Origin of the sequence: Arthrobacter sp. AK01, assembly GCF_021109375.1 — a bacterium.
Taxonomy (GTDB): Bacteria; Actinomycetota; Actinomycetes; order Actinomycetales; family Micrococcaceae; genus Arthrobacter.
This window is the reverse complement of the sequence record NZ_JAJOHP010000046.1, coordinates 24,675-40,691: the sequence shown is the minus strand read 5'-3', so window position 1 is coordinate 40,691 and position 16,017 is coordinate 24,675. Positions and strand designations below refer to the sequence as shown.

At 63.7% G+C, this 16,017-nt stretch carries 15 protein-coding genes and 1 riboswitch; of the genes, 6 read left to right on the top strand and 9 right to left on the bottom strand.

Annotated features, from left to right (window positions below; genetic code table 11):
• Positions 1 to 109 precede the first annotated feature (109 nt).
• Positions 110 to 772 (top strand): HAD-IA family hydrolase, encoded by a 663-nt coding sequence (locus LN996_RS15990; RefSeq protein ID WP_308102735.1) that lies wholly within the window; start codon positions 110 to 112, stop codon positions 770 to 772.
• A gap of 53 nt (positions 773 to 825) precedes the next feature.
• The gene (locus tag LN996_RS15985; RefSeq protein ID WP_231341402.1) at positions 826 to 2,217 is read left to right on the top strand and encodes an aminotransferase class V-fold PLP-dependent enzyme; all 1,392 of its coding nucleotides are present in this window, start codon (positions 826 to 828) and stop codon (positions 2,215 to 2,217) included.
• Between the two features lie 16 nt (positions 2,218 to 2,233).
• On the opposite strand, the gene LN996_RS15980 is transcribed toward LN996_RS15985, so the two are convergent.
• The 5 genes from LN996_RS15980 to LN996_RS15960 all read right to left on the bottom strand — a co-directional run bounded on the left by LN996_RS15980 (position 2,234) and on the right by LN996_RS15960 (position 7,803).
• The gene (locus LN996_RS15980; RefSeq protein ID WP_231341401.1) at positions 2,234 to 2,989 is read right to left on the bottom strand and encodes a MerR family DNA-binding transcriptional regulator; all 756 of its coding nucleotides are present in this window, start codon (positions 2,987 to 2,989) and stop codon (positions 2,234 to 2,236) included.
• A gap of 18 nt (positions 2,990 to 3,007) precedes the next feature.
• Positions 3,008 to 4,258: a dolichyl-phosphate beta-glucosyltransferase gene (locus LN996_RS15975; RefSeq protein ID WP_231341400.1), complete on the bottom strand. Its 1,251-nt coding sequence runs from the start codon at positions 4,256 to 4,258 to the stop codon at positions 3,008 to 3,010.
• Between the two features lie 169 nt (positions 4,259 to 4,427).
• Positions 4,428 to 5,270 carry a hypothetical protein gene (locus LN996_RS15970; protein WP_231341399.1) on the bottom strand — a complete coding sequence of 281 codons (843 nt, stop codon included), beginning with the start codon at positions 5,268 to 5,270 and terminating at the stop codon, positions 4,428 to 4,430.
• Positions 5,271 to 5,273: 3 nt separating this feature from the next.
• Positions 5,274 to 5,460: riboswitch (cyclic di-AMP (ydaO/yuaA leader) on the bottom strand.
• A 108-nt stretch (positions 5,461 to 5,568) separates the two neighbouring features.
• A complete protein-coding gene (locus tag LN996_RS15965) occupies positions 5,569 to 7,059 on the bottom strand; it encodes a HAMP domain-containing sensor histidine kinase (RefSeq protein WP_231341398.1) in 1,491 nt (496 codons plus the stop codon).
• Between the two features lie 3 nt (positions 7,060 to 7,062).
• Complete coding sequence (locus tag LN996_RS15960; protein ID WP_090825045.1) at positions 7,063 to 7,803, bottom strand: response regulator transcription factor; 741 nt, start codon at positions 7,801 to 7,803, stop codon at positions 7,063 to 7,065.
• Positions 7,804 to 8,006: 203 nt separating this feature from the next.
• Here LN996_RS15960 and LN996_RS15955 point away from each other — a divergent pair, with 203 nt between their 5' ends.
• From LN996_RS15955 to LN996_RS15945, 3 genes are all read left to right on the top strand, one after another.
• Positions 8,007 to 8,837 (top strand): hypothetical protein, encoded by an 831-nt coding sequence (locus tag LN996_RS15955; protein WP_231341397.1) that lies wholly within the window; start codon positions 8,007 to 8,009, stop codon positions 8,835 to 8,837.
• Positions 8,838 to 9,390: 553 nt separating this feature from the next.
• Entirely contained in the window at positions 9,391 to 10,257 is an 867-nt protein-coding gene (locus LN996_RS15950) for a winged helix-turn-helix domain-containing protein (RefSeq protein ID WP_231341396.1), read from the top strand.
• Positions 10,258 to 10,611: 354 nt separating this feature from the next.
• On the top strand, positions 10,612 to 11,136 hold the full coding sequence (locus LN996_RS15945; protein WP_231341392.1) for a histidine phosphatase family protein: 525 nt from the start codon (positions 10,612 to 10,614) through the stop codon (positions 11,134 to 11,136).
• Positions 11,137 to 11,162: 26 nt separating this feature from the next.
• Here LN996_RS15945 and LN996_RS15940 read toward each other — a convergent pair whose 3' ends face one another.
• Positions 11,163 to 11,486, bottom strand: a complete 324-nt coding sequence (locus tag LN996_RS15940) for a hypothetical protein (protein ID WP_231341390.1) — start codon at positions 11,484 to 11,486, stop codon at positions 11,163 to 11,165.
• Between the two features lie 116 nt (positions 11,487 to 11,602).
• The gene (locus LN996_RS15935) at positions 11,603 to 12,520 is read right to left on the bottom strand and encodes a LysR family transcriptional regulator (RefSeq protein WP_231341388.1); all 918 of its coding nucleotides are present in this window, start codon (positions 12,518 to 12,520) and stop codon (positions 11,603 to 11,605) included.
• Positions 12,521 to 12,541: 21 nt separating this feature from the next.
• Here LN996_RS15935 and LN996_RS15930 point away from each other — a divergent pair, with 21 nt between their 5' ends.
• A complete protein-coding gene (locus LN996_RS15930) occupies positions 12,542 to 13,507 on the top strand; it encodes an EamA family transporter (RefSeq protein ID WP_231341386.1) in 966 nt (321 codons plus the stop codon).
• Positions 13,508 to 13,562: 55 nt separating this feature from the next.
• Here the strand turns inward: LN996_RS15930 and LN996_RS15925 are convergent, their stop codons facing one another.
• Complete coding sequence (locus LN996_RS15925; protein ID WP_231341384.1) at positions 13,563 to 15,041, bottom strand: gamma-aminobutyraldehyde dehydrogenase; 1,479 nt, start codon at positions 15,039 to 15,041, stop codon at positions 13,563 to 13,565.
• Positions 15,042 to 15,194: 153 nt separating this feature from the next.
• Positions 15,195 to 15,881, bottom strand: a complete 687-nt coding sequence (locus tag LN996_RS15920) for a TetR/AcrR family transcriptional regulator (RefSeq protein ID WP_231341382.1) — start codon at positions 15,879 to 15,881, stop codon at positions 15,195 to 15,197.
• Positions 15,882 to 16,017: the final 136 nt, after the last annotated feature.

The window sequence follows — 16,017 nt, the reverse complement described above, 5'->3', positions numbered from 1 at the left end:
GGGCGGGCGCCCCCCCCCCCCCCGCCCCCCCTCATCACACCCCCCCCCCCCCCCCCCCCCCCCCCGCGCGGCCCCCCCCCCCCCCCCCCCCCCCCCCCCCCCCCCACCCGTGCTGACCGTCCGCGCCGTCCTCTTCGACATGGACGGCACACTGGTTGATTCCACGGCGGTGGTCGAGCAAGTGTGGCTTGAGTTCTCCGAGCGCTACGGCCTGGACTACAACGAAATCCTCCGCACCTCGCACGGCGTCCAAGCCGGCGATACTGTTCGCCGTTATGCGCCCGCTGATGCTGATTTCGAAGCCTTGACGGCTGAACTTGGTGAGATGGAGCGTTCCCGGACCGACGGCGTGATCGCCCTTCCCGGGGCCGAAGCCCTGCTGGCAGGACTCCCTGATGACGCCATCGCCTTGGTCACCTCAGCAGACCGCATCCTTGCCGATATCCGCATGCAGGCGGCCGGACTCACCATGCCGTCCACTGCCGTCACCGCGGAGTCCGTCACCCGCGGCAAGCCGCACCCGGAGGGCTATCTCAAGGCGGCGGCGCTCCTGGGAGCCGACCCGGCCGACGTCGTGGTTTTCGAAGACGCACCTGCCGGTATTGCCGCCGCGCGCGCCGCGGGGATGCGGACCGTTGTGGTGGGCAAGGCCGCTGCCAGGCACAATGCGGAGCTTGAACCGGGCATGTGGCGGATCCCGGACTACTCGGCAGTGACGGTCACCGCTGTGAAGGACGACGACGGCGGGCACCTCCTGACGCTGACCCTCTAGTACTGCCGGGTTAAAGACTGTTCCAAGCGGTGAACCGGGCGTAGGCTGTGCGCATGTCTGCGATGCCGGAGGCGTACGGTGCTGCATTGGAGCGGGCCATGGTCCACGCCGGTGATTGGCTCGCGTCGGTCCCAACACGTTCAGTCCGCCCTTCGTCCGACGCCGATGAGGTTGCCAGGAGCATCCTGCCGCGTTTGCCCGACGAAGCCACTGATGCCGCCGAGGTTGTTGATGAGCTCGCCGCGTTGGCTGAGCCCGGCCTGATGGCCATCCAGTCCGGACGGTTCTTTGGGTGGGTCATGGGCGGAACCCTGCCCGCTGCCATGGCCGCAGATTGGCTCGTCTCTGCCTGGGACCAGAACACGGGGCTCCGCTTCGCCACCCCGGCAGCCGCTGCCATCGAGGAATCGGCCGCCGCGTGGCTTCTGGACCTCCTGCACCTTCCTGCAAGTGCCGACGTCGGATTCACCACTGGCGCAACCACCGCCAACTTCGTTGGGCTGGCAGCGGGCCGCCAGTACCTGATGGATGAGGCAGGCTGGGACCTTGAGGCGCTTGGCCTCAATGGCGCCCCACCCATCACCACGTTTGCAGGACGTGAACGCCATGCCGCAGTGGATCTGGCGTTGCGGTACCTCGGCTTGGGGGCGTGCATACCTGTTGCCGCTGACGAAGAAGGCCGGATCCTGCCGGACGCGCTGGCCGATGCCATGGATCAGCAACCAGGCCCGTCGTTGGTCTGCCTCCAAGCAGGCAACCTCCACTCCGGCGCATTTGACCCCATGGAGGAAGCCATCGCTGTGGCCCACGATCGCGGAGCGTGGGTGCACGTGGACGGCGCGTTTGGGCTGTGGGCGGCTGTGAGCCCACAGCTGCGAGGGCGGCTGGCCGGAGTGGAGGACGCGGATTCCTGGGCAACGGACGCCCACAAAACCCTGAATGTTCCCTACGACTGTGGTCTGGCAATCGTTTCCCGCCCGGAATCCCTCAGACGCGCCTTCAGCGTTCACACCAGCTACTTGATCGCCACTGATACGGGACTGGGCGATCCGTTGGAGAAAGTTCCTGAGATGTCCCGGCGGGCCCGTGGAATCCCGGTGTGGGCTGCCCTCCGCCAGCTGGGCAGGTCCGGAGTCATCGCCATGGTGGAGCGACTCGCGGCGAACGCGCGCGCATTGGCCGAAGGCCTCGCCGCGATCCCCGGAGTGGAGGTCCTCAACGACGTCGTGTTCACCCAGGTCTCAGTGAGCTTCGGCAGCGATGACCGCACACACCGCATAACCCAACGGCTCATGGCCGAGGGCGCGGTGTGGATGTCCGGGTCTTCGTGGCGCGGCCGCGAAATCCTCCGGATATCTGTGAGCAACTGGACCACCGACGCCGGGGACATTGCTGCATCAATCGCCGCCGTTCGTGGTGCGGTGGAAGCCGAACCGGAAGCCTGAGGAAGTACGGCGGGGGCTACTGTGCTCTGGCCTTCTGAAGGTAGGCCATCAGTCGAGCCAAGTCATCGGCACCCCAAGGAAGGTCCGCACTGATAGTTTGGCTGTTCTCCTGCCACGCTTCCCGGGCTGCGGCTTTGGTGTCCTCGCCCGAATGGAACATTTCCCCGATCCCGTCCCAGGAGCGAACCCAGTCCTGCACAGCCGGATCCGTCACGGAAGTGCCGGCGCGAATAAGTTCCAAGCCTTCCTCAACCAGCGTTGCCCATTGATGTTTCGCGGCCTCAATCTTTTCAGCGCCCAGTTCCTGGCGCTTGTCTGCAAGCTGTTGACGCTGTTCCGGTGTGAAGTGTTTTTCAAACACTGTGATCATCTCCAAGGTCGACATGAATTGTTCGGCGGTTGGCATGGTTGGAGTGTCCAGGCGGTCCAGAAGCTTGCCCAGTTGGATTTGAAGGGTCTGGACTTGTTGGGCGTGCTGCTGAACATGCCGCAGTTGCCGGTCCAACAGGACACGCATGGATGCCAGGTCATCGTCCTCGGACATGTCCAGCACTGCCGTAATGGAAGCGAGCGGAATCCCGAGCATCTGGAGTGCCCTGATCCGATACAGCCGGCGAAGATCGCCCTCCCCGTACCGGCGATGACCGGAAGGCGTCCGACCGCTCGCGGACAGGAGGCCGATCTCGTCGTAGTGATGGAGCGTCCTGACGCTGACTCCGCAGGCCCTGGCGAGTTCGCCGATGCTCCACTGTCCGCTCTCCGCTGTTCCCATGGAAACTACGCTAAATCCTCACGCCACGTCAGGTGCAAGAGCCCTTCGACCAACCAAGGACCTGCCGATATGTACGGCGAGCGAGGCAACAGCCAGCGCTGCCCCCTCAAGCCAGCGATCCGGCGTCGTTATCACCGGCAGAACCGCAAGCGCGGCAGAAGTCAGCAACAACGTGAGCAAGAGCGTCAGCGGTCCTTGGAACCGCATGCGGGTGGCAACGGAGGTGAAAACAAGGGCGATGAGGTTTGCCGGCAGGGGATCCATAAAGCCGCGGAGCAGCAGGAAGACCATGACATCAACCGATGTCCACGCCAACGCCCTGAGGATGCTCTTGGGAATGCCAGTTTGCGGCGCTGGAGGTGTCCTGCCGATTTCCTGGCGAAGCCGGGTGAAGGGAACGCGCCCGCGGCCGAGGTCGCGGGTCAGTCGCGCCATGCCGCGCAAGTCGGCGAGGGCGGTGCGTACGACGTCGACACTCGAGTTGGGGTCGTCGGTCCAGTCGACGGGGACTTCATGAACGCGCAAACCACAACGTTCGGCGATCACCAGAAGCTCGGTATCGAAGAACCAGCCATCGTCCTTGGTGTAGGGAAGGAGGCGGTGCGCAACGTCCGCGCGGACGGCCTTAAAACCGCACTGGGCATCGGAGAAGCGGGCCCCGAGCACGGTCCGCAGCAGGGAGTTGTAGCTGCGGGAGATGAACCCGCGCTGCGGACTGCGGGTCACATACGAGGTCCGTGCCAGCCGGGTGCCGATCGCGAGGTCCGAGTGGCCTGAGAGCAGCGGCGCAAGGAGCGGAGCCAGGGCGGAGAGGTCCGAGGACAGGTCTGCTTCCATGTAGGCGAGCACTGGTGACCGTGAGGTCAGCCAGACTTGTCGGAGGGCGTTTCCCCGCCCCCTGTGCTGGAATCGAACCACCGTCAGTTCAGGGAGTTCGCGGGCCAGCCGTTCGGCGATCCGCAGGGTGTTGTCCGTGCTGGAGTTGTCCGCCACGGTGATCTGGAAGGTATGGGGAAAGGACTCCGTGAGGTGCCTGTGCAGCTTGCGCAGGCCCTCCTCCAGGCGCGATTCCTCGTTGAACACAGGGATGGCGACGTCAAGGACAGGTACGGCAACGCGGGTGTCAACGGGGGAGCGCCGAGGCAGCTGCCGGCCCTCCGGCCCTCCTTGCGGGAGAGCCTGCTGGCCAGCCGGCGACGCCGCGCCAGCGAAGCCCGCGGAATGGACCCGTCGTCGCAAGGAGCTGGTGGCTGGATCTATGAGCGTCATGCTTCCAGAATGGGCCCGCCGATTATGAGGGCTTTAGGCGGAAGCTGTGACCCCACTGTGAACTCCGAGGGGCAGCTGTGAAACGGGAAAACCGCGCCGGTTCCCGCCGTCCGCTCCAGTGGGTACTGGTGCGAGCGGCGGCAACCGGCGCGGTATCAAGCAGTCTGGTTTAGTACCAGTTGTTGGCCAAGTGGAAGGCCAGGGCAGCCGACGGGGATCCGTAGCGTTCCTTGATGTAATTCAGGCCCCACTTGATCTGGGTCTGGTAGTTGGTCTGCCAGTCAGCACCGGCAGTTGCCATCTTGGAGGCCGGCAGGGACTGGACAATGCCGTAGGCGCCGCTGGAAGCGTTCGTGGCAGTGGTCTTCCAGTTGGATTCCTTCTCCCACAGGGTGTTCAAAGCGGTCATTTCGCCGGCGCTCCAGCCGTAGTTGCCCAGGATGCTGGCGGCATAGGCCTTGGCGGCGGCGGGATCGTCCACAGCTTTCGGGGCTGCAGCAGCGGCGGCAGCTTCGGCAGCGGCGGCGGCAGCAGCGGCATCAGCAGCCTGCTTGGCGGCAGCATCTGCAGCGGCTTTCTCTGCTGCGGCCTGGTCAGCGGCAGCCTTTTCGGCAGCAGCCTTTTCAGCTGCGGCCTGGTCAGCGGCAGCCTTTTCGGCGGCAGCCTTCTCAGCAGCCACCTTGTCCGCTGCAGCCCGGTCAGCGGCGCCCTTTGCGGCGGCTGCATCCAGGGAAGCGGAGATCTCGGCTGACTTGTTATTGCTGACCTGGGCATTCGCCTGGGTCTCGGCAACGCGGCTCACCTCGGGGAGGGTTAGGGCGGCGTTGGCAGCAGTGCCGAGCGATGCAACGCCCAGTGCAGCAGCTACAACACCGGCAACAACCGACATGCGGTGGCCGGACTTACCCTGACGGGCGGCGTTCTTGAGGACAGCCTGCGACTTGGTCAACGGGGCGTTGTGTTCATCGCGGTGACGCGCGGAAGGGCGCGTCTGATCGTTAAATTCAGACATATGTGATTACCTCTCAGCGCCTGCGGAGTTAGCTGTCGGGTTCGGATGAGGTCATCCGGCCGCGCATCACGCTGCGGCTTCACCCCAAGGGCCGGCAAAAATGCCTGGGCCCGGAGACTCTGGGTCCCCCGTCTCTGCCTCGGAGAAAGAGCGGACTCCGGGAAGTGGCAGAGCTCGGCGCATCCCGGATGTGGGTCAGTTGGGGCGACCCACCCTTTCGACGGTACAGGAGGTTTCGGTAGAAGTCACATTTAGGTAACAGAGATCACGATACCGGTGAGTCGCCTTGCCGGATTCGTTACACGCGTTCGTTGCTGACGGTAGGGAGTCGAAGGGCGAACTCCGTGCGCCCTTGACGCGAGGTCACCTCAACGCTGCCACCGTGCGCCTCCACGATGGATTCGACGATGGACAGGCCCAGCCCGGACGTGCCCTCGGACCCCGACCTTGCGGCATCGGCGCGGGCAAACCGGGAGAAAATCCGGCTTTGGAAATCTTCCGGAATGCCCGGGCCGTTGTCAGTCACGGTAACCACTGCGCTGCCATCGGCGGAGAGCATGACGCCCGTAACCACGGTGGTCCCGGCGTCCGTGTGTTTGCGTGCGTTGGAGAGCAGGTTGGCCAACACCTGATGCAGTTGCGTGGCGTCACCCCTCACAGTGATGGGTTCGTCCGGGAGCTGGAGTTGCCAGATGTGGTCCGGAGCCATGACTTTTTCGTCGCTGACCGTTTCGATGACTAATTGCGTGAGGTCCACATCCGTAACCTTGATGGGCTGGCCTTCGTCCAGCCTGGCCAGTAGCAGGAGATCCTCCACCAGTGTGGTCATCCGCTCGGATTGGCTTTGGACGCGAGCCAATGACTTCCGGCCGTCGTCGGTGAAGTTTTCGGTCATCCGCAGCAGTTCTGTGTAGCCGCGGATGGCGGTCAGCGGTGTGCGGAGCTCATGCGAGGCATCAGCGACGAACTGTCGAACCTTGGTTTCGCTCTCCTGCCGGGCTTCCAACGCGCTGGAGACGTTGTTCAGCATTTGATTCAGGGCATGGCCAACGCTGCCGACTTCCGTTCCGGGATGAGCGGCCGACGGGGGTACGCGCACCGCGAGCGCCACTTCACCGGCGTCCAGGGGCAGGCGCGAAACCTTGGTGGCCACCTCCGAGAGCTGTTCCAATGGCCGCATGGTGCGGCGGATGATGACCGTGCCCGCAAGGCCGATCAGCACCAGTCCGCCGAGCGAAACCAGCACCATGGTCCAGACCAGCGAGGCCTCGGCGCTCTGCTTGTCCGCAAGCGGCAGCCCTGTCACGATCACATCGCCATTGGTCTCGACGGCTACCAACCGATAGTCGCCGTTGGAGAGCGAACGGTCCACAGGACGGTTGTCCGTGGGGAGGGACAGCAGCACTTGTTCGTCGGCCGCGGAGAGCGACACCCGGTTTCCCCTGGCATCGATCAGGCCCGAGCTGCTCACAATTGAGCCGTTGATCCGGGCGTTCAGCGTCCCGGCGGCCTGCCCGCGAGCCTCCAGCGGGTCAGGCCTTCCGGACCCAGGAAAGTTCGCCGGTGGCCTGCCGAAGTTGTTGGCGCGGCTGGATGCCTGCTCCAGTTGGCTGTCGAGCTGCTTGTTGAACACCATGTCCATGGAGGCGTAGCTCACCACGCCAACTGCCCCGCAAATGGCGACCAGCAGTGCCATGGCCACCAGAACCAGCCTGGTGCGCAAGTGCCACGTGGAGGGGTTCAGCCAACTGCGGCCCGACTTCCTGGCCACTCCTGAAAGTGTGCTCAACGCCTAGTCCGCTGGCTTGATGACGTATCCGGCACCGCGGATGGTGTGGATCATCGGCGGATGGTTGGCCTCGATCTTCTTGCGCAGGTAGGAAATGTAGAGCTCCACGATGTTGGCTTGGCCGCCGAAATCGTAGTCCCACACCCTGTCCAGGATCTGTGCTTTGCTGACCACGCGTTTGGGGTTCTCCATGAGGTAGCGCAGAAGCTCGAACTGCGTTGCGGTGAGCGGGATGTCCTCGCCTGCCCTGGTTACTTCGCGCGTGTCCACGTTCAGGGTGAGGTCGCCCACCACCAGCTCGGCGGTGTCCATCGCGGCGACGCCGGAACGCTGGACCAGGCGGTGGAGGCGCAGGAGGACTTCCTCCATGCTGAACGGCTTGGTGACGTAGTCGTCACCGCCGGCGGCCAGACCAACGATGCGGTCCTGCACGGCGTCCTTGGCCGTGAGGAAGAGCGCGGGAACTTCGGGGGCGAAAGCGCGAATGCGGTTGAGGACCTCCACGCCGTCGAATCCGGGCAGCATGACGTCAAGGACCAGGACGTCGGGCCGGAAGTCCTTGGCCAGCTTCACAGCTTCAGGACCATCGCCGGCCACGGCGACGGACCAACCTGCCATGCGCAGGCCCATGCTCATGAGCTCGGCCAGACTGGGTTCGTCATCCACCACCAAGGCGCGGATCGGGGAGCCGTCCGGGTGGGACAGCTGGGGAAGGTTGTTGGTCATGGAGTGCGAGGAGGCCATGGGACAACTCTCCATTCTGCTGGTTTGCCAGCGCTTTGCCGGTCCTGTGAGGACGCTGTGAAGTCAACACTAGCGAGGTGGGAGTCCGGAAACACGCGTATCCACAGGTCACAGGAGGGACTACTCCTCAACACAGCCCCCGCACAGCAGGGGCACTGACGCTGGGGGTCGTACGCAGATAAACATCATCAACGGAGAAGACAATGAACGAGCAAAACCAACCCCCGTTGCCTCAAGGCGCTCCTTTTGCCGGCAACACTGCCGAACCGGCGCAGAAGACTGCAGCAAGTGGCGGCTCATCGTGGGCTTGGTCGGAGTCGGAGGATGCAGGCCATCATGGGCCTGGCTCCCAAGGGTGGGGCAACCAGCAGGCGGGCCAGCCAAAAAGCGGCCTTCCGGGTGGCTGGACCGTGAAGCGGACCTTGATCGTCGCTGGCGTGGCAGTAGTGGTCGCCGCCGGAACCGCCGCGGGGTTCTACGCACTCGGCGGTGCGGGTTCAGCAGACGCCGCGAACGTGCCGCTGGGTCAGGGCGGGACCACCGGACCTGGTGGGCAACAGGAACAGGCGGTACCCGGACAGGGCGGCCTCGGCCAGGCTGCACCGGGCCAGATGGGCGGAAACATGGCTCCCGATGGACTCGGCATGGCTGGTGGGCTCAACGGGGCCATCCACTCGGAGTACGTGGTGCTTCGGGAAGAGGAATACGTGACCATGGCGGACCAGCTGGGAACCGTCAGCGAGGTCACGACGAACTCCCTGACCGTCAAGAGCGAAGACGGCTTTACGAGGACCTACGCACTCAGCGGCGAAACGACAGTGGCGCAGGGAACCAGGCAGCGGGGGAGTGCCACCAGCACGCTTACCTTGGCCGACGTGACTGCGGGCTCCACTGTTCGGGTCACTGCCAGCAAGGACGGAAACAGCTACTCCGCTGCATCCATCCGACTGGCGACTTCCGGGCAGGGTGCGACGACGGGGCAAGGTACTGGTTCCGGGCAGGGCTCAACATCAAGCCTGGGTACCGCGTCCTGAAACCAAACGGGCAGTTTCTACAGCTTGTAGCAGATTTTCCTGCGAAAAATGCCGAACGAGGCGGCCAGCGATTGGACAACAACTGTTTCAGATCGTGAGATTCCGCTGCTGGGTGCTTCACGGGAACCTCGATGCATATGATGCCTGATTCGCCGAAGAAAATTCACTGGATTGCGAATATTTCTTGTTCCAGCCGAATGAAATGGCGTTCATTTATGAGGACAACTGAATTGTGATTTGCAGCACAATAGACCCCTGTGTCTCAAAATGTGGACGGTTCGACGCTTTGTTACTTGCGTGTTGCCATTGTTACGTTGCACACTTCCAATGTGAACAAGAACTCAACAGCACCTGCAGCCGCAGCAACCTGGCCCAGCACACCCGCTGGCCATGATGACCGCTGTTGTCGAATGCAAGCCTAACTTTCCACCCCAAGAAGTTTCAGGCATTCGCCCCCTAGCCCAGCGTTGGGCGCCCCTCCCCAAACTCATTGCGGGGACAACCAGCATTCGAAGCCGCGATGACGGCTATTCACTTTTGAGGTAAGCACTCCATGTCAGTTGCATCTGGATACGTCCACATCTCCGTCCGTAACGCCAATAAGGCAGCGTCAAACGCAGGGCTTCGCCCCGGTTTCGGCAACCGCCCCGGCTATGCCCCCGCACCCCAGGGCGCAGGGCAGCAGGCTCCCGGTTACGTTCCGCAGGGCTACAACCCCAACTCCTATGGTCAGTTGCGCGCAGTCCCCACCAGCGAGCCGGCACCCATGACGGCCCCCACTCCGGTGATTGCGCAGTCCGACAGGCTGCGCCCCGTTGCCAATGACAACGTGGCCCGCGGCTTCGTGCTCTACATGGGCATTGACGAAGAAACCGCAGCGGCTGCCGGAACCTCCATTGCCAAGCTCGCCCAGGAAATCCGCGCCTACGCCCAGTCTTTGGTGACCGGCGCTGAGAGCTACGCTGCCGTCGCCGTTGCCCCCTCGGGTGCACCCGGGTCAGCACTCGACGTCGTGCGTTCCACCTTCGGCGACCCCACTGTGGCCTCCCGCCAGCGCACGGAAGCTGCCCGCCCCGCGCCGCAGCAGGAAGCCCGCCCTTCCGGTGTGCTCATCGACCTCGCCCGCCGTGAAGTGCACCTCGACGGCGAATCGCTGAACCTCACGTTCAAGGAATTCGAACTCCTCAACTACCTCGTCGAAAACGGCACCCGCACTGTGGGCCGCGACGAACTCCTCGAGGGCCTGTGGCGCAACGCCGAAGAGGTGCCCAACGAGCGCACCATCGACGTCCACATCCGCCGCCTCCGCTCCAAGCTTGGCCGTCTCGCCAACACCGTCCGTACGGTTCGCGGCCAGGGCTACCGCTTCTACGAGCACCCCGAAGTTATCGTTTGGGCCGCTCCGGAATACTCGATCTAGCAAACCTCAAAAGCGCCCGTCTCCAGTCAGGAGGCGGGCGCTTTCGCGTTCGCGCAACTCCGTATGGCCCCACGGCGCCATAGCGCCGTCACCATGTCGGAACTGCCCTCCCCGGCTGAGGGAGCCTGGGGTGTCAGGGCTGTGTGCCGCCACCACTCACATTGGCGGGGAGCGCCCTCGACACGCCGGGCTGTATCGGGGGACTCGGGTGTCAGCGTGTGCCTTCACCACCCACATTGGCCGGGTGCGCCTTCGGCGCGCCAGACTGCACCGCGTGTCCAGGGTGCCCGGGAGTTCAAAGTTGGTGGTGGCGCTACGCCCTGTGCGAGGGTCCGTGGCGGATAGGGTTGGTCCATGAGCGACCATCACATCAAACGGCTGGTGATCATGCGCCATGCCAAGGCTGATTGGCCCATGGGCGTGCCTGATCATGAGCGGCCCCTTGAAGAGCGTGGGCATCGGGAGGCTCCACTCGCGGGCAAATGGTTGCTCAAGCATGGCGTGGTGCCGGACTTCATCCTGTGCTCTTCTGCGCTGAGGACCCGCCAGACCTGCACCTGGGTCTGTGATGAGCTGGGTGACAAAGCGCCGACGCCGAAACTCGAGGACGGGTTGTATGCCGCTTCCGCGAACCGCATGCTGACGGTCATCAACCATGTACCCGACACCGTGACGACGCTGATGGTCATCTCGCACCTGCCCGGCGTCCAGGATCTCGCCATGCACTTGGCTTCGCGCGATTCGGACCACGACGCTTACATGGATGCCGCTACCCGCTACCCAACGAGTGCGTTGACGGTCATGGAAACGGAGAAATCCTGGGCTGAGTTGGACGGGCAGGATGCGCGGCTGACGCATTTCACGGTGCCGCGCCACTAGGACTCCGCCACTGCGCGCTCCGGCTACTACGAGTTGCTGGGGTCCCCGTAGGCCAACTGCGGCATGCACATGCAGTGGATCTCGAAAACAGGCAGGCCTGCAGCTTCTTCGCCGTGCCCCGTCGCGATGAGGTATTCGCCGTCGAACATGTATACCGGCAACTGAGGCGCCATGTATTCGTTGTACCGGCTGGGATAGACCCACTGCCCACGGATGTCGAAGGCCGGAAGTGCATACGGATCCCGCCTGTTATGGGCGCTCGGATAGAGTCCGTCGTCGATCATGATGTAGCTGACCAGGCCATAGGTGTGATGGTGGTTCATGTCCGTGGGAAAGAGGATTGCTTCCACAGTTGGGCCCCTTCAAGAATTCGACAGGCTGCGCTCCGGGAGGCGCAGGTAGTTAGGTAAGGTTAGCCTAAGCTAACTGTCTGCTTGGCGTCGAATGTTCCACTGTGTGACGTTGATCAACCCTGTGGGAGTGGTAGTTCGGAGGCCACGTCACGCAGCACGCGTACTGCCTGCCGGATGTTGGGGCTGGCAGTCATCGTTTTGCGGTGGACCACGCCAACCGACCGCTGCTGAACGGGGTTGATGACGGGAATGGCGACGACATCCCGCGGCAGAAGGGGCCTGCCGAGCCGTGGCACCAGCGCTACGGCCACACCCTGCTCCACCATCGCGATGTGGGTGGAGAAATCGGGATCGTAGACGCGGATGTCCGGAACCCGCCCCAGTCCCGCGAAGATCTGAAGCAAAGCCTCATTGCAGATGGCACCCGTGGGGGTGCTGATCCAGGTCTCGTCCAGTAAGTCTTCACGCTCGACGGCGGTACGCGACGCGAGTGCGTGGGTGCTGTTGACGAGGACATCGGCTTGGTCGATGCAGAGATCCTCGTGCACCAGATTCTCGGGGATCACCAATGGGACAGAGTTCCAATTATGGACTACAGCCAGTTCCGCTTCGCCGGACGCCACCCTTTGGACGGCTTCGCGGGGGTCCTCTGCCAGCACGGTAATTTCCAGCTCGGGGTGGGCAGCCGCCATGCGCCCGAGCATGGGTCCCACCAGGCCCCGGCATGCAGTCGAGAAAGCCACCAACCTGAGGAGGCCCGAAGGTTTAGCGGGATCGGCCAGCAGTGTGGCCTGCAGTTCTTCCAGCTCGCCCATGATGCGTCGGCCGTAACCGGCCAACGCCAACCCCCGCTCGGTGAGGAGGACTCCGCGGCCGTTGCGCTCAAGCACTGTTACCCCGGTTTGTTTTTCCAGTTTCTTGATCTGCTGCGACACCGCGGATGGGCTGTAGCCCATCACATCGGAAGCGGCCACCACCGATCCATGCTGCTCCACGGCCACGAGCGCCCTCAACGCTGAAATATCAATCATGAAGTAAATCTACGCTGTCCCATGCGTAAATCAACGCTGGTGCTTCAAGGTGAAGAAGGCCAGAGTGTACTTGTGAACCTTCGCCACTCTTCCCTCGCCATCCTGGTCGCCGTTCTTTGGGGCATCAATTTCGTCGCGATCGACCTCGGCCTGCACACCAACGGCAGGGAAGTTCCTCCGCTGCTGTTCGTTGCCATGCGGTTCCTGCTGGTCGTCTTTCCGTTCATCCTGTTCATCCGGAAACCGGACGTGGGCTGGAAGGCGATCATCGGCGTCGGGCTCTTCATGAGTGCCGGGCAATTTGGCCTCCTGTACCTGGGCATGGCGCTCGGGATGCCCGCGGGCCTGGCGTCGCTGGTTCTCCAAGCCCAGGTCCTGTTCACCATCCTGCTCGCGGCGAGGTTCTTGGGTGAGCGGCCCAGTCGGCGCCAAATGGCCGGGGTGGTGCTGGGCATAGCGGGCCTGGGGGTGGTGGCTCTGGGACGAAGTGCCGTGGCGCCGGTCCTTCCGCTCATGATCGTGCTGGCTGCGGCACTTTCCTGGGCGATCGGCAATGTGGTGGCCCGGCATTCAAAGGCAGCCTCCGGTTTGGGCCTGGTGGTGTGGTCCGGCGCGGTGGTGCCGCTGCCACTGGCGGGATTGTCGTTGGTAGTGGACGGGCCGGACACCGTCTGGGCGACGCTCACGGACCTGCAGCCAGCCACCATCCTGAGCGCGATCTACACCGCGGTCTTCGCGTCGTTGGTGGGGTACGGCATCTGGAACCGGCTGTTGTCGCTGTACCCAAGCTCCGACGTCGTGCCCTTCACTCTGTTGGTCCCGGTGGTGGGAATGACGGCGGCCTGGCTTGTCCTGAACGAGATTCCCACCACCACCGAGATCATGGGTGGGCTGATCCTGCTCCTGGGCGTCGCTACGGCAGTGCTTGGAGCCGGACGCAAGAACCGTCCGGAAGCCACCGTTGTGGGGCCTGCTCTGCGGCTTTAGATCCCGCGGAGGCGCGCAGAGCGGGCCCCGCAACGGGCCCTGGTCAATGGCCCCCTTAGCGGAGGTTGAAGATGGTCCGGTGCCAGTCCTTCTCCGTGGCGCCCTCCAGTTCGAACATCACGTGCTTGACCTGGGTGTACTCCTCGAAGGAGTAAGCGGACATGTCCTTGCCGAAGCCGGATTGCTTGAAGCCGCCGTGGGGCATCTCGGAGATGATCGGGATATGGTCGTTGACCCAGACGCAGCCTGCCTTGATCTCGCGGGTGGCGCGCAATGCCCGCTGGAGGTTGTTTGTCCACGCTGATGCTGCGAGTCCATAGACGGTGTCGTTGGCGAGGTGGAACGCTTCGTCATCCGTATCGAAGGGAAGGACCACAAGGACGGGCCCGAAGACTTCATCCTTGACGATCTCCGAGTCCGGCGCCGCGTCCACCACCAGCGTGGGACGGTAGAAGGCACCGTTTTCCAAACCCCCGTCTGCCGGAGCGTAGCCGCCGGCCACCACTTTGCTGTAGCCGCGGGCCCGATCCACCATTGCCGCTACGTGGTCCCGCTGCTTGAAGGAAACCAAGGGGCCAAGGTCCGCATCCTCATCACCGGGAGCGCCCAGGACGATCCCCTCAAAGCGGGTGGCGACTTTGGCCACGAACTCTTCGTAAACGCTCCTGTGCACGATTGCGCGGGTGGCTGCGGTGCAGTCCTGGCCAGTGTTGATGAGCGAGCCGGCTACTGCGCCATGGACGGAAGCGTCCACATTGGCGTCCTCGAACACCACGAAGGGGGCCTTTCCGCCCAACTCGAGATGCACGCGTTTGGCGTTGACGGCAGCAGCTTCCAGGACCGTGCGGCCAACGCCGGTGGAGCCAGTGAAGGAGACCATGTCCACGTCCGGGTGCCGCATGAGTGCAGCGCCAACGGTGGCGCCGTCGCCCACCACCACGTTCACCACGCCGTCGGGCAGTCCCGCATCCGTGAGCGCCTCGGCAAACATCAGTGAAGTGAGTGGCGTGATCTCGGCGGGCTTGAGAACAATGGTGTTGCCGGCGGCGATCGCGGGCAGGATCTTCCACGCGGCCATCTGCAGGGGGTAGTTCCACGGTGCGATGGATCCCACGACGCCAATTGCCTCACGACGGATGGATGAGGTGTGCTGCGCCGAGTACTCAGCGGCGGCCTTGCCTTCGAGGTGGCGGGCAGATCCGGAAAAGAAGTCGATGTTGTCAATGGTTCCAGGGACGTCGAATTCGCGAGTCAGCCGCAGGGGCTTGCCCGTTTGCGAACTCTCCACCCGGGAGAATTCTGCTGCCCGTTCTTCCATGATGCGGGCGAACTTCTGCAGGATGCCGGCACGTTCGCCAGGGGTGGTCCGGGACCACGCGGGGAAGGCCGAGCGGGCTGCCGCCACCGCGGCTTCAAGGTCCGCCAGTGAAGCGAGGCTGACGGTTTCCACCAGCTCCGAGGTGGCCGGATTGATGACTGCCAGGCTGTTACCCGAGGTGCCGGTCAGGAGTTTTCCGTTGATGAACTGGTGCATGTGGGTGCCGTGCTTTCCCTGCCTGGCGGCGGTGCCAGGGCAGTGCTGAAGGGACGACGCCGGGTGGCGGCGTGCGTGCGATGAAGGTGGGGTGGGTGCGTGGGCGCCTCAGTTGGGAGGCCGCCGGTGGGAGGCCGCCGCAATTGCAGGCGGTCAGGCCTGGGGTCGCTGCGTGCTTTCGCGCTCGGCGCTGTCCAGGATGGCCGCAAGGCCGGCCTGGAATGCCTTCAGGGAGTCCAGGTTTTGAAGGGCTCCGTGGTGCTTTTCAAGAAGCGGATGGCCTGTGATTCGGGTGAAAATCCGGGGGTTGAGCCATGGGTCGTGGCCTTCTGAATCCGGGAGCCGCTGGATTTCCACGGCGATCCCGGCACCGAGGGCCAGGGTGTAGCTTTCCAGGGCTGCGTAGTAGTGCACCACGCGGTCCTCGGCCAGTCCGGCATCCGTCAGGCACTGCAGGACGAACTCGATCGCCTTCAATTCGCCGGGGCCATAAGTGTCCGTGGCGAACGACTCGCTGCCCAGCGAGGGGTGCTGCATGAAGACCCTGAGGAGTTCGTCAAGGTAGGCCTCAAGCCGGGTGCGCCAATCCTGCTCGCGTGCCACGGCCAGCGTGCGCTCCACTGACATCATGAACAACTTGTCCAGTGCTGCCCTGACGATTGCGTCCCGGTTCCGGAAATGCCGGTAGACGGCTGTTGCGTCCACCTCCAGTTCCTGTCCCAGCCGCCGGACGGTCAACCGGTCACCGAGTTCCTGGCTGGAGATTCGGAGGACGGCGTCAATGATGGCGGCAGGGTCCAGGCGGGTGCGGCGGTCCGTCGACTGTGCTGGCTGCACCATCAGTTGTCCGCCTTCCATGCGATCCCGGGTTGGTTATCAACCTACATGATTCATGGTTTCCTCCTCTCAAGGTCAAGTCAAAGTCTTTGTCAGCATTGATGTCAACACTGTTGACTTTAGTGTGATCCGGCTCATA